Genomic DNA, 12,541 nt, shown 5'->3' with positions numbered 1-12,541 from the left:
ATTTTCACCATGAAATTTTTACAAAACCATCAGAGCCGCGCCCACCAGAATATCCAGATATCGCGGAGCGCGTATTTTGGTTCAATGACGCACCACCACCACCACCAGCTCCATAGCCATCGGCATTTCCTCCGTTTGCAAATGCAGCCGCACTGCCGCCTGTGCCAAAGGCCGAACCCACACCAACCCCTCCTGGATATGATTCGGTAGATGTAAATTCCGCTATTTTGCCGCTGCTACCTAATCCGCCTTTAGCAGAGATATTAATAAAAGATGAGTCGCCTCCATCAAGCCCTGGTTCACCTGCATCTCCTTTAAATAGCGTATGGCCTTGTCCATTAGGACCAATAGATGTTCTATCTTCATATGAAGGTACAAAACCGCCGCCTCCACCTGAACCTCCAGCCCCAACAGAAACCGTATAAGTTTTTTTAGATGTCACACCTATAATGGCAATTTTTAACTCTCCATGATCACCTCCCCTACCAGCTGAAAAGGTATTAGTCTTATCGGGAGCAGGGGAGCATCCGCCACCACCACCACCACCTCCTCCTCCCAGCATTTCAACAAAAACCTGTGTTACCCCATCAGGCACAGTAAAAGTCCCATTAGCTGTAAAAAACTGGTATCGAGGCCCGTTTGAAGCTGCCGTATTTGCCAGATTCAGTGCCGCATTCGCCTTATCCATCGCCGCTTTCACCGCGCTCGGCGTCGCCGCCTCCGTCGTACTGGTGCTGTCGGTGGCGTTATTAAGCTTCACGATCCCTTTTTGCGTTAGCGTACCGTCCGGGGTGCCGGTGATCTGCCCCCAGGCGTGAGTATGGCTGGCCGGGGCCGCCGCACTCGCCTTATCCATCGCCGCCTTTACCGCACTGGGCGTTGCCGCTTCTGTGGTGCTGGTGCTGTCCGTCGCGCTGTTAAGTTTCACGATCCCTTTTTGCGTCAGCGTGCCGTCCGGGACGCCGGTAATCTGGTTCCAGACGTGAGTATGGTTCGCCGGAGCTGCCGCATTCGCCTTATCCATCGCCGCCTTGACTGCACTCGGCGTTGCCGCTTCCGTTGTGCTGGTGCTGTCCGTCGCACTACTAAGCTGAACAATTCCTTTTTGCGTCAGCGTACCGTCCGGAACGCCAGTGATCTGGTTCCAGGTATGCGTGTGATTACGCGCTTCTGCCATCGCCGCTTTCACCGCCTTTGGCGTAGCCGCTTTGGTTTCGTCATCGCTGTCAGTGGCGTTACTGAGCTGTGTAAAGCCTTTCTGCGTTAATGTCGCATCCGGGTGATTTGTCGAATGTTCATGCTCGTCCAGCCGGGTATCCACATAGTCGCGCGTCGCCAGCACGATGCTCGGATCGACCGTCAGCGTCACCGCCGTGGTGTTGGAGACTTCCATAATCAGGCGGATACAAACCTGCTTGCCACAGCCGCCCGGCAGCAGCGGTTTGTACGACTCAGGGAATTTGCCGATGGCGATCAGCTCGCCCTCGTCGTCGAATACGCCCACTTCACGTACGTACCAGCCGCCAACATCCTCCGGCAGCACCAACTCGGCAATCAGCCAGTTAGGGTTATTCGGCGCAACGGTCAGCGTATTCATCTCGCCGCGCCAGACTTCGTGACGTAAATTGGTCTGGCTGGCGGTCGGTTCATAATATTGTCCGCCGCCGTCGCCAACCGCCATCTTTTGCAGATGTATCTGTTTCTTATCCGCAAGGGCACTGGCGATTTTCGCCATTCCCCAGTCGGTCAGGAGGGTATAAAACTCATTATACATAATTACTCCGGGTAAATAGATGTAATTTCAAGGCTCCATTGCCCTGTACCGAAATAGATCGGTTTAGTTTGTTGAACTTCCAGAACCTGGAAGGGTAAGACGGTCGTTATTTCTCCACCGTAAAGCGCGCTGCCGATAACAGGAATAGCGCTTTGGTTAATTATCCAGACAATTAACGCTTCCAGCTTTGAGCGCACGTTCTTATACTCATGAATAAGATCGACCAGGTTATTAAACAGATTTTCATCCATGCCCTGATTGATTAGCTTAATTTCAACCTTGAAGAAATAAGCTTTACCGCCATACTCAAACCATTCGGAAATCGTGCCGGGTAAGGATAATATTTCCAGTACACGGCGAACGGCCCAGGGAGTTCCTTTATATTTATGCAGTTCAATCGCCTGTTTAATTAACTCTCGTTTCTCCTGTTCATTGGCGGCAAATAGCCAGCCCTCCAGCCCCTGAACATGAAACTGTCCGGCCAACGAGGGCAGTGCCGAGGCATCAACGATATCCACCAGATAGACCAGCAACGCCGTCAGGTCGATTTGCGCAAAGCGTTCGGCGGCAATATTCGCCAGAATTGAGAAACGTTCGTCGCTGGCCAGCGGCGGCGGCAGAAGCAGTTTATCCATCGCTGACTCCGGCAATCGTCACGTCAATGGCCGTGCATTCCGCCCATTCGTGCGCCTGTAGTACCTTTTTCGCAGGCATATCCAGCGCCACGTCGTAAACGTCGTCAACCTGTAATACTTTAATTATCTGGTTTGGCACAATGTCCTGACCCAGCCGGGTCTGGCGCGAGCGCGTCCATGTATTAATCGCTTCACGCGCGGCGGCAAGCGTCGTCTCCTGATCGGCGGTGGTAAACAGCGTCAACCGGGCGCGGATCTGATAAGGTACGCGCGGAGAACATTTAGCGCTCACCTTATCGGTTAGCGGGCGCTTTTTCTCTTTGCTCACCTCCCGTTCGATCTGGGCAAGAAGCTCTGGCCCCGGCAGACCGTTCAGGGTCAGCGGATAGAGTTCCACGCAGCCTTCCGCCAGCCCTTCATCCGGCCCCAGCACCGCCACGTCGATAATCGACTGGCTGACCGAGAGCGTATGGAAGCGATAGGCGCCATAGCTGCCCGCGTTGCTGAAACTTTCCGGCGCTAGCTGGATGCGTTTACGTAGCGCGTCGTCGTTCTCTTCGCCGCAGCCGCCACTTGAGGCCGTCAGATTGGTGACGCTGAGATCGTAATTGCCCACCCGATCCACCAGCGCGCTGATTTGCGCAGGTTGCCAGTTATTGCCGGATTCACCGGTTGCTACACAGGTTGCAGTTACCGCAACGCTCAGGCTGCCCGCAGGCAACAGAACATCTTCGTCGGTGGCGAACATCACGCTATCCGACGCGCTGGCGCGGGTACCCTGTGGAATCACCAGGTTACTTTTAGCCGCTTGAGTAACAGAAAACTGCAGCGTGGTTTTTGCCGCCTGAGCGGGCAGACGGTGAACGCCAACCAGCTCGCCTAAATAATCCAGCATCGGCGCACGGGAATACGCGACCAGGTTTTGCTTCGCTGCCTCCTGGATGGCGATGCGGACAAGGTTTTCACGATAAGCAAACAGGTCAATGAGCAGCCGCTCAGCCTGCGCCGGATAGAGTTTTTTACCGCTGGCTTCTTCATATTGCGCAATCATCTCGCTGGTGATTTGCGCGGGATCGCGGTCAATAAAGTCGGGTTCGGCTATCGCCATAACACCTCCGTTGAGTTGATTACGCCGTCTGCGGCGCGCCATTGCACGCGTAACGTCAGGTGTTCGCCATCAATCGTCGGCGTCACCTTCAGCAACCGGCAGCGGGGTTCCCACATGCGAATCGCTTCCACCGATTCGCGAACAACGTGCGGAATGGCCCGCTCGATCGGGTAATCGATGTAGCGCCACAGATTGCTGCCAAAAAGCGGCCTGTGGGGATCGCTGCCGCGCGGCGTGCGCAGAATGATGTGTATTGCCTGATGAATATCATCCAGCCCGCAGACGTATTCTTCAGGACGTTGCAAGGCAGGTTGCCAGTGCAGGGTCGAGGGTCGTGTTTTCGTGTTCATGAGGCTATTTTCGCCTTCCGGCGGGGGGAGAGATATTAAAGCGCTTTAAGGAAATAATTGATGGCGGGGTCAGAATGTGTTTTGCCCGGTGGCGCTTCTGCGCTTACCGGGCCTGTGTTGATGCACATTTTGTTAAATGGCGAAGATCGCGTTTTACGTAAAGTTAAAATGAAATTGCTGTAATTTCACCTTTGTCTACAGAAGCGTAGTACCAGAATTCATCATTGATTTCTGCGTGCTTCATTTTCTCAACTGGAATCGTTTTCTGCCGTCCATTAACCGAGAGTGTGATCGAACCCGTTAGCTGCTCCCGGCTGATAATAGCGAAATCCCCGCGGGTGTTGCTATAAGCCGTCGTTTCATTGGAAAGGCTGTGCTTCGCTCCATTAGCGATTACAGAATAATCAAAATTGACTTTCTTTTTGAAAATAGCTTGTACATGATAATACTCGCCGTAAACAGCAGGATCATGGAATAAACCAAAATGACCACCGCTATTTTGCAACTTGACGAAATAATAGTCAGGGATGATAAACTTCTGTTTACCTGCCGCTATTTCTTTAGTAATGATTTTTTGTCTTACGATTTCCTGTCCGGCCGTTTTTTTATAACCGTTAAGCATCAATGAATAGGACCAAAGGAATACGATACCACAGAGAACAGTCACGGCAGTTACGCCGACGACTCCAGCCTTAACGCCGCTTTTCAACAGGGCGTAAGCGATGAAGGAGATAGCTAAAAGGAAAAACATAAACGTACCGTTCATAACCCGATCGGGGTAGGACGGCGACGCGAACATGATTAAGGAAGTGCCAATACCTATACATACGACTAACGCAGCGCAGATAAGGGACGTTTTATCAATTTTGGCGCGAATCTGCTTATTGAATATGACCAGTAAGACCAGCAATAACAAAACAACATAAGCTATCCAGATCAGCGCCAGATGGTTATGAACGCGTTCTGTTAAGTGAATGAAAATACGTTCAAAAATCGGCCTTCCATACCAGAATTCTTTGCCGCTGGCGCGGATGAAATTGCCCGGAGAAAGTATCAATACGCATGAACCTGCGATTGCACAGAGACTATAAACTATCTTATTGCGCGAAACAGATTTGTTTTGCCATAACTCGTATGCAATGGCCAGAACAGAAATAAGCGAGACGAAAGGTGAGACGCTTTCATTGGAACAGCCTGCCATAAAGCTTAGTAATGCAACCCACGGGCTGATCGCTTTACTGTTTTTTATTGTTATGGTGTAAAAGAAGAACAGCCATGCAACAACGAACAGATTCGTCCACAAATAATTCGCAGCACCAACGATCCAGAAAGTGGTTTGACCCAAATTCGGGTTCGAAATCCAGTAAGTGAAGAATATTAGTGGGAATAATAAGTAGTCGGATTTATTCCAGCGTAATGTACCTGAGGGTGTCTTCACAATGAAATAACAAAATACCAGTGTCGAAACGGCAGCGCTGATGGAATACACGAGTTGAGAACGTGTATACAGGATGAGTGCGCTGGTGTAATCAGCTATAATCCTGCCACTCCATGTCATATAATGATGAAAATGTGATTCCGGCGAAATTCCTAAAAGGTAATAGCGGTAATCATCAGAGTGAATGGGGGTATACCATTCAATAAGAAAAATGGCCAAAAAAGCCAGTAGTATCATCGCCGTTTTCGGTAATATCTTGAGCATAGTGTTCATTATTCCATCATTGTTTTTTTGTTTTTCACGATATAGCGGGGTCTTTGCTTCACCTCCGTGTAAACGCGTCCGATATATTCACCCATGATGCCTATGCCGATAAGCTGGATGCCGCCTAAGAAGAGAATCGCGGTCATAAGCGAAGGATAACCGGGAACAGGGTTTCCCCACATCAATTTATCAATGATCATCCACATGGCATATATCAGGGAGAGGGCAGAAACGCTCACTCCTATATACGTCCAGATACGCAAAGGGAAAGTAGAAAAACTTGTAATCCCCTCCAGCGCCAGGTTCCAGAGTTTCCAGCCATTAAATTTTGAGTTACCTGCGACACGTTCAGCACGGGCATATTCGACAACATCTGTTTGACCTCCAACCCATGAAAGTATACCTTTCATGAAAAGGTTACGTTCTGGTAATAGCTTGATATTTTCTACAATCTCGCGCGACATCAATCGAAAATCACCGACATTCTCTTCAATCTTTGGCGTACTGATTTTGTTATGCAGCCTGTAGAACCACTCAGCGCTTTTACGCTTCAGGTGGCCATCCGTTGAACGATCGATACGCTTAGCCAGCACCATTTCTGCACCAGCCTGCCATTTATTGATCAAATGTGGGATTACTTCGATGGGATCTTGTAAATCAACATCGATAGGGATCACCACATCTCCGGTCGCGTGATCTAATCCGGCAAAAAGTGCAGGTTCTTTACCAAAATTGCGGGTAAATGAGATCGGAACAACAAGAGGATCGGCAACAGCTAATGCGCTGATGATTGATTCAGTCGCATCGTGACTCCCATCATTAACGAAGATAATCTCAACGTCATAAGGTTTAAGTGAACTGTATTCTCTGACCGTTTTATAGAAAATAGGGATCGCGTCCTCTTCATTAAAGACGGGAACCACTAATGAAATTTTCATTTCTCATTCCTGAAAACAATGAATCTGGAATATAAAAATCCGCAAATAAGGCTAATTGCGGAAAATACAATGAGCGTAAAAATGGGAGGCATAGCACACTTGTCGCCTGTCCATCCCACGACGGCGCTCAGCACGCCCATAAAACCGACGTACAGCAAATAACGTCCGGTTGATACGCTGGCTCCAAAGGTAAACCGGGCGTTAGCGAAAAAACTAAAACTGACAGCGACAGCAAAGCCCGTTACGTTTGCCAAAGCCTGACTTGTTTGAAATCCATAGACGCAAAGGGCAAAGATAGCCCAGTGCAAAGCAGTATTAAGTACGCCTATCGAAACGTACTTTATAAATAATTTTATCATTATAGCAATCAAGAAGTTGTAATTCAGCGAAGTCTACCAGACAAAACTGAGAGGATCATTCCTGAACAGCAGATTTTATGTAAACAGGGCGAAGTTAAAGTAAAAAATAGCGTTAGTTTTCCAATATACATATATGCAATATTTGCAGCGCAAAGTGATTACATTTTCATCGGAAATAGCGCGCGAAAAGGGACTAATCACGTTGCGCTGAAAATAAATATCCTCCAGCAATTTGCCCGGTGGCGCTTTTGCGCTTACCGGGCCTGTGTTTATGCACCTTTTGCAGGCTGGATAAGGCGAAGCCACCATCCAGCAGCAATTTGCAGGTTAGTGGGAGTGGTGGTTAGAGTTGCCGCCGTTGTCCATCAGCGTGCCGCTGGCGTTAACGTTGCCGAGGACATTCACGTTGCCGGTAATCACCGCGCTGTTTCCAATACCGCCGCTGCCTGCCATACCGCCAAGCCAGGTGAGTTTTTTCATCACGGTAACGTCGCCGGTAAAGGTGCTGAGCGGCGCATCGACGGTGACATTCAGCGCTTTAATGCCCGTATGGGACGCTTCCACGTTGACATCTACCGCCTTGACGCCCACGGAGGTGGCCGCCACGTCTACGGTTTCTGATATCACCGTGACGTGCTGCGCCCTGACCTCTACTTGCGGTGAAGTAAGCTGCGTACGTTCCTTCACTTCAATGACGATTTTTTCTATGCCGCCGTTGACGGTGAGCTGGTGTAACGCACGGTCATATTCAAAGGCCGCGCCGTCGGAAAACTGCACGTAGCGCTTGTCGCGCGAGGCCAGCGGCGCGGTATCCACGCTGGAGTAGACCGCGCCCAGCACCACCCCATCCTCGCCGTTGTCGTCGAGCAAAACCTCCACCTGTTCGCCAATATCCGGCAACCAGTAATCTTTGTTGTCCTGCGTGTTGCGTTGCAGCACCGCAAGCCAGTTACTGCGCAGGTTATCGCACTCCGGCAGAGTGACTCTGACGCGCACGACCGCCTCATCAATATCGCTGATAATGCCCGTCTGGCGGGTAACGCCTTTCATATTGTCTCCTTACTGGCTGGTTGCCGGTCCGCGTGAAATGTCGATTTCGGTAGTGTAGCCGCCGCTGCGCGTGAGTTTGTGCATGGATTTATCAATCAGCCACTGCCCGGAAAGCACGCCAAAATCGCTCAGTTCAATTTTGTTGCCCGCCGTCAGCTGCGGGCAGCCCATCATGCTGAGCGTGCCGGTTTGCTGGTATTCGTTGTGGCTGTCCAGCGCGGCATTGGCTTTAGCCTGCGCCGCGCCGGTATCCGGAGCGCGACTGTTAATCTTCAGGGTATCGGCGCTGGTCGCCGAACCGCGCGCCGGGGCTTTTTCCTGGCTGTCATGAGTGTAGATAACCAGTTCTTTTTGCTTGCTATTTTGATGCTGCACGGTGGCGTTTTTGTAGATCCGGTTGATGGTATCTTTGAACGTGTAGTGCGAAATATCCGTCCGCCTGAGCGTCTTCACCGGCGCCAGACAGCGCAGCGTCGGCAGATGCGAAAAGATCAGCTCCGTCGCCGTCACTTTCACGGTATAGCCATATTCACTCGCCAGCCGTTTGAGAAACGCCACATCGGTTTCGGCATATTGCGTAACCCGATCAATCGTCAGCGGCGCAATCTTGCCCGCCAGCGTTAAACCGTGTTTTTGCGCGATGCGACTGGCGATGGCGGAAAGCGTCGTCTCCTCAAAGCCCTGGCTGTTTTTGGTGCGTAGCGCTTTGCTGACCGAGGTGGCGATACCGTCGATATTGACCGTCGAAGGCGGTGCGCTGATATCAATTTTATCAATGATATAGATTCCGCAATCGAGCAGATCTTCGCCCTGGTAGCCCAGGCGCAGCGCCAGCGTGTCGCCTTTTCCCGGATACCATTCGTTTACCCAGCGCCCGGCGCTATCTTCCAGCGCAATGGCAATAACATCCGACTCGTTTTTAATGCTGTCGCTGTAACTGATGCTGGTGACATAAGGCGCAATGTCGTAAGTGATCTCTTTATGTCCGTACCAAAGGGTAAAAATGGGCGTCAGGGTGGCGAACACCCCGCCGGATACCGTTATCTCAGCCATGGCGGTAGCTTCGGGGTCGTTTGCGTGACGCTGATAACCGGGATGATCAGCCGCACGCCTGACGGCAAAACCGGCATAATAGCGACGTGCGGATTGGCCGCGATGATGCGTTCGTAGGCCAGCGCATCGCCGTAATAGCGCCAGGCGAGATTATCCCAGCGTTCGCCGTCGGTGGTGACATGTTCAAGGTAGCGCATTACAGACTCCTCGTAATATCGGCGGCGGCAAGCTGGCTCACGTCAGGGGCGCTTGTTTGCAGCGTGCCGCGCGCCTGATTGACCAGCGTCGCGGCGCTGTCGTAAGTCGCTTCCGCGACGCTGCTGGTGATAGCGTCAAACAGCGATTCGGCGTGTTCGATAAGCGTGCCGGCATCGCCCGCGCATTCGCGGATCCCCGGCAGGCTGTCGATCAGTTCCTGCATTTTCGCCGCCAGCGCTTTCGGCAGCCCGGCCAGCGTTTGCAAATCCAGCGGCTGCTGGAACAGCGCGTCTATCGCGCTAATGGTTTTTTTCAGCGAATCGACGATATCGCCGCATTTTTCTTTCAGCGCTTTGGCTTCCTTCACCAGTTCTTTCGCCTGGGCGATCGTTTTTTTGATGTCATCAATGGCGTCGGCCACCTCATCCATCATCTCTTTGGCTTCACGCATACCCTCTTCAACGGCGCTCATCAGTTCATCGAACCAGGAATCGCTAACGTCGGGAAGCTCATCCAACATCTCGTCAATGTTCGGTTCCTGGGTGGTGATGGCCGGAGGCAGCAGCGGGCTCTTCGGATCGCCGGTGTACTCCTGTAGCGACAAACTGCCGCCCTGGGCAATGACGTTACCGTAAGGATCGGTGTGTTGGTGGGTAGCGGTCAGATCGGTAATCACGAACCAGCCGCGATAATCGCCGTTGCCGAACACCAGCGCCATCGCCTGGTGCGCGGTCATCGCTTCTCGCAGACGGTTCAGCTCGGTGGTCGGCTGGCAATACTGACTATGAAAGTTGAATTTCAGGGTGATTTTGTCCAGCTTATCGCCGATAAATTGCACGCCCGGTTTCCCTTCAATACGGGCATGGCTGGTATAATCCACGCCCATCGTGCTTTCAAATTCGTCCCAGTAAGCGACGACGTCAAATTCTATTTCGCCTAATACGGCATACATTATGCGTACTCCCGGCGCCGTTGTTGCGCCATGACATCGTTAATCATTCTCTCCAGCTCGCGTTTACTCAGCGACAGCACGTTGTTGATATCTTTGGCGGCATTCGCGCCGCTTCCCTGCACGGTAACCTGCGGGGAAAAGTGTACCTGCACGTTGCTTTGCGCGCGGGAGGGCAGCGTATAAGGTTTCCCGCCGGATTTGCCGGGAAGCGCGGCTGGCGTCGGCGGCGTGGCGGCGCTTTTCGTCTTCATAGGCTGCGGCGAGGCCATCGTTTTGGCCGAGGTTGTCACCGCTTTCGCTCCCGATGCCAGCGGCGCGCTGGCCTGTTGCGCGACCATTGTTCCGGCAATACCGGGGACGGCGGCGGCGACAGACGGCATTTCAGTGCTGATGCCCAGCGCGCTTTTCGCCCAGTCGGGGATCAGCGCTTTTATCTTCTCAATCGCCCCGTTCAGGAAAGGAAGCGCATTCAGAATGCCGTTGATCAGGCTATCCAGAATATTGCCGCCAAATTCGCTAAAGCTGGCGGGGAGTTCAATGCCAAACCAGTCCAGTACGCTGGCGAAGGCGCGGTAAAACAGCCCCAGCGGCGACCAGTCGAGAATCAGACGCGTGACGCCTGCAATGCCTCCGTCAAAGGCGGTTTTGATACGCTCCCAGACTCCGGCAAAGAAACCGGAAATCGGTTCCCAGTAGCGATAAAGTAAATAGGCGGCGCCTGCGATAGCGGTGATAGTCAGGCCGACAGGGTTCATCAGCAGCGCCCGACCCAGCCAGATAAACGCCTGGCCGACCAGCCGTAGCCCTTTTATCAGGCCGTTTCCCAGCAGCACCGTCAGGCCTTTCGCACCGTTGCCAAACGATTTCAGAACCGACAGCGCGCGACTGCCGCCGCCCAGCGCCAGACCGGCTTTGACCTTCAGGAAGATATCGATCAGGCGAATAAACGGTGACGCAATGAGGTTTGCTCCCAGCCTGAGAATATTCAGCGCCCCGTTGAACAGCCAGATAACGCCAACGACTTTAGCGACCCCTTGCACCAGCGCCGGATTTTCCCGCAGCCAGGCGCTGAACTGCCGTACCAGCGGCGTGATGCTTTGCGCCAGTTCGCCAATGGCGGGCATCAGCTCCATACCGACGGTCAGCCACAGATCGTTAAGTGAAAGTTGTAACGCTTTGGTCTGTTCTCCGGGCGATGTCATTTTCACGGCGAAGTCATCATCGATAAAATGTTGCCCCGCCGCCTGCATTGCGGAGGCTTTTAGCTGGCGATATTCGACCATATTCGCCAGCATCGGGGCGAGAAAATCCCGCGTTTGCGCATCGCCGAACATCGCGCCGAGGTTAAATTTCTCCGTCATGGCCTGTAGCGCGTCGCCGCGCGCGGAAAGATCCTCAATCTTCATGGTTTGCCTGAAGGTGTCGAGGATCTGCGGGTTCATTTTCTCCAGTTGCATCTGCACGATGTGGGCCATCGCTTCCGTCACGCCGATCCCATTTTGCTGATGTTCCAGCAGCGATCCCTGAAGATCCACGCCCTGGCGGGCAAACCAACTGTCCGTCTCTTTTGAGAAGGTAGATTTCAGGAAATGGTCGAAATTTGCTGCCGCCGCGCCTGCGTCAGGGGCGTTTTTCATGGCGACTTGCATCGTTGCGGTCAGTTCCGCAATGCCTTCTTTCCCCTGAGCGCCGGTTTTTCCGGCAAAGGCGTTAATCCACTGGGTTTGTTCTGCAACGGAGCCGCCGCCGCTTTTTGCCACGCTGTACAGCATATTTTGCGCAAAACGGAAGTCGTCAGGGGCGATGTTCAGTTTGTCGCGAGTGGCCAGAGCCGCCTGCGCCCAGCTTTGCGCGCTGTCACGGGAGGCGGTTGCGGCTTTGGCGATATCGGGCATGTAGCGGCTAAGATCCTGCAATGCGCTGACGCCGCCTTCAATCATCGTGGCGGCGGCGCTTTGCAGATCTTTTTGATCCTGATTGAAATCAAGGCTCCAGTCGCGGATATTCAGGCTCAGGGCGTCCCGCGCGGTGTTATCCATGCCGCCTTTCGCCGCCATATCGACCATGTTGCCCTGAAATTCGTAAGGCAGCTTCCAGTCGGGAGTCTCAACGTTCAGGAGCTTGCCGAGCTGTCCGGCGAACGTTTGTGTTTTTTCCAGCAACCCGGCGCGCTGTTTATCGTTCTCTTCCCGGCGAAGGGCAGAGTTAGCGAGCTGTTGCGTAAGCCGGGTGATTTTTGTTTGCTCAAAGCTGAGCGTGTGCAGCGTGCTGGCGTTGAGTGAGCCGTAACGGGCTATTGCCTGCGTCAACGTCTCATTACGCGCTTGAAGCTGAGTAATAATGTCGTTGGCCAAAATAGTGTCTCGTATAAGTTGCCCGGTAACAGGCTGCTTGCCGGAAAAAGGACAGGGAAGGAGTGAAC

General features: G+C 52.6%; 12 protein-coding genes. All 12 read right to left on the bottom strand.

Annotation, left to right across the window (positions count from 1 at the left end; all coding sequences use genetic code 11):
* Window positions 1-4 precede the first annotated feature (4 nt).
* The gene (locus J4617_RS13110) at window positions 5-1,774 is read right to left on the bottom strand and encodes a tail fiber protein (protein ID WP_017465887.1); all 1,770 of its coding nucleotides are present in this window, start codon (window positions 1,772-1,774) and stop codon (window positions 5-7) included.
* A gap of 2 nt (window positions 1,775-1,776) precedes the next feature.
* Entirely contained in the window at window positions 1,777-2,409 is a 633-nt protein-coding gene (locus J4617_RS13105) for a phage tail protein I (RefSeq protein ID WP_000359504.1), read from the bottom strand.
* On the bottom strand, window positions 2,402-3,517 hold the full coding sequence (locus J4617_RS13100) for a baseplate J/gp47 family protein (protein WP_208290696.1): 1,116 nt from the start codon (window positions 3,515-3,517) through the stop codon (window positions 2,402-2,404). Before J4617_RS13100 ends, J4617_RS13105 begins: the two co-directional genes overlap by 8 nt.
* Window positions 3,508-3,867: a GPW/gp25 family protein gene (locus J4617_RS13095; RefSeq protein WP_001093501.1), complete on the bottom strand. Its 360-nt coding sequence runs from the start codon at window positions 3,865-3,867 to the stop codon at window positions 3,508-3,510. Before J4617_RS13095 ends, J4617_RS13100 begins: the two co-directional genes overlap by 10 nt.
* A gap of 163 nt (window positions 3,868-4,030) precedes the next feature.
* Complete coding sequence (locus tag J4617_RS13090; RefSeq protein WP_001095011.1) at window positions 4,031-5,578, bottom strand: DUF6056 family protein; 1,548 nt, start codon at window positions 5,576-5,578, stop codon at window positions 4,031-4,033.
* Window positions 5,578-6,507, bottom strand: coding sequence for a glycosyltransferase family 2 protein (locus tag J4617_RS13085; RefSeq protein WP_000703628.1), 930 nt, complete (start codon window positions 6,505-6,507; stop codon window positions 5,578-5,580). The genes J4617_RS13090 and J4617_RS13085 overlap by 1 nt, the downstream gene beginning before the upstream one ends.
* The gene (locus J4617_RS13080; protein WP_000593184.1) at window positions 6,504-6,866 is read right to left on the bottom strand and encodes a GtrA family protein; all 363 of its coding nucleotides are present in this window, start codon (window positions 6,864-6,866) and stop codon (window positions 6,504-6,506) included. The genes J4617_RS13085 and J4617_RS13080 overlap by 4 nt, the downstream gene beginning before the upstream one ends.
* 327 nt (window positions 6,867-7,193) lie before the next feature.
* Window positions 7,194-7,916, bottom strand: coding sequence for a phage baseplate assembly protein V (locus J4617_RS13075; RefSeq protein ID WP_017465888.1), 723 nt, complete (start codon window positions 7,914-7,916; stop codon window positions 7,194-7,196).
* 9 nt (window positions 7,917-7,925) lie between these two features.
* Entirely contained in the window at window positions 7,926-8,969 is a 1,044-nt protein-coding gene (locus tag J4617_RS13070) for a phage late control D family protein (protein WP_017465889.1), read from the bottom strand.
* Window positions 8,957-9,166: a tail protein X gene (locus tag J4617_RS13065; protein ID WP_017465890.1), complete on the bottom strand. Its 210-nt coding sequence runs from the start codon at window positions 9,164-9,166 to the stop codon at window positions 8,957-8,959. Before J4617_RS13065 ends, J4617_RS13070 begins: the two co-directional genes overlap by 13 nt.
* Window positions 9,166-10,119 (bottom strand): phage tail protein, encoded by a 954-nt coding sequence (locus tag J4617_RS13060; RefSeq protein WP_017465891.1) that lies wholly within the window; start codon window positions 10,117-10,119, stop codon window positions 9,166-9,168. Before J4617_RS13060 ends, J4617_RS13065 begins: the two co-directional genes overlap by 1 nt.
* Window positions 10,119-12,473, bottom strand: coding sequence for a phage tail tape measure protein (locus tag J4617_RS13055; protein WP_001262486.1), 2,355 nt, complete (start codon window positions 12,471-12,473; stop codon window positions 10,119-10,121). The genes J4617_RS13060 and J4617_RS13055 overlap by 1 nt, the downstream gene beginning before the upstream one ends.
* Between the last annotated feature and the right edge of the window lie 68 nt (window positions 12,474-12,541).

The sequence above is a fragment of the Salmonella sp. 32010601201800023SM genome, from assembly GCF_017572235.1.
GTDB lineage: Bacteria > Pseudomonadota > Gammaproteobacteria > Enterobacterales > Enterobacteriaceae > Salmonella > Salmonella enterica.
The sequence above is the reverse complement of the archived record's forward strand: the minus strand, read 5'-3'. Positions and strand labels throughout refer to the sequence as shown.

Coding starts and splice junctions, on each gene's coding strand:
- J4617_RS13075 (WP_017465888.1), bottom strand. CDS start 7,916: ATGAAAGGCGTTACCCGCCAGACGGGCATTATCAGCGATATTGATGAG.
- J4617_RS13085 (WP_000703628.1), bottom strand. CDS start 6,507: ATGAAAATTTCATTAGTGGTTCCCGTCTTTAATGAAGAGGACGCGATC.
- J4617_RS13110 (WP_017465887.1), bottom strand. CDS start 1,774: ATGTATAATGAGTTTTATACCCTCCTGACCGACTGGGGAATGGCGAAA.
- J4617_RS13095 (WP_001093501.1), bottom strand. CDS start 3,867: ATGAACACGAAAACACGACCCTCGACCCTGCACTGGCAACCTGCCTTG.
- J4617_RS13105 (WP_000359504.1), bottom strand. CDS start 2,409: ATGGATAAACTGCTTCTGCCGCCGCCGCTGGCCAGCGACGAACGTTTC.
- J4617_RS13080 (WP_000593184.1), bottom strand. CDS start 6,866: ATGATAAAATTATTTATAAAGTACGTTTCGATAGGCGTACTTAATACT.
- J4617_RS13065 (WP_017465890.1), bottom strand. CDS start 9,166: ATGCGCTACCTTGAACATGTCACCACCGACGGCGAACGCTGGGATAAT.
- J4617_RS13070 (WP_017465889.1), bottom strand. CDS start 8,969: ATGGCTGAGATAACGGTATCCGGCGGGGTGTTCGCCACCCTGACGCCC.
- J4617_RS13100 (WP_208290696.1), bottom strand. CDS start 3,517: ATGGCGATAGCCGAACCCGACTTTATTGACCGCGATCCCGCGCAAATC.
- J4617_RS13060 (WP_017465891.1), bottom strand. CDS start 10,119: ATGTATGCCGTATTAGGCGAAATAGAATTTGACGTCGTCGCTTACTGG.
- J4617_RS13090 (WP_001095011.1), bottom strand. CDS start 5,578: ATGAACACTATGCTCAAGATATTACCGAAAACGGCGATGATACTACTG.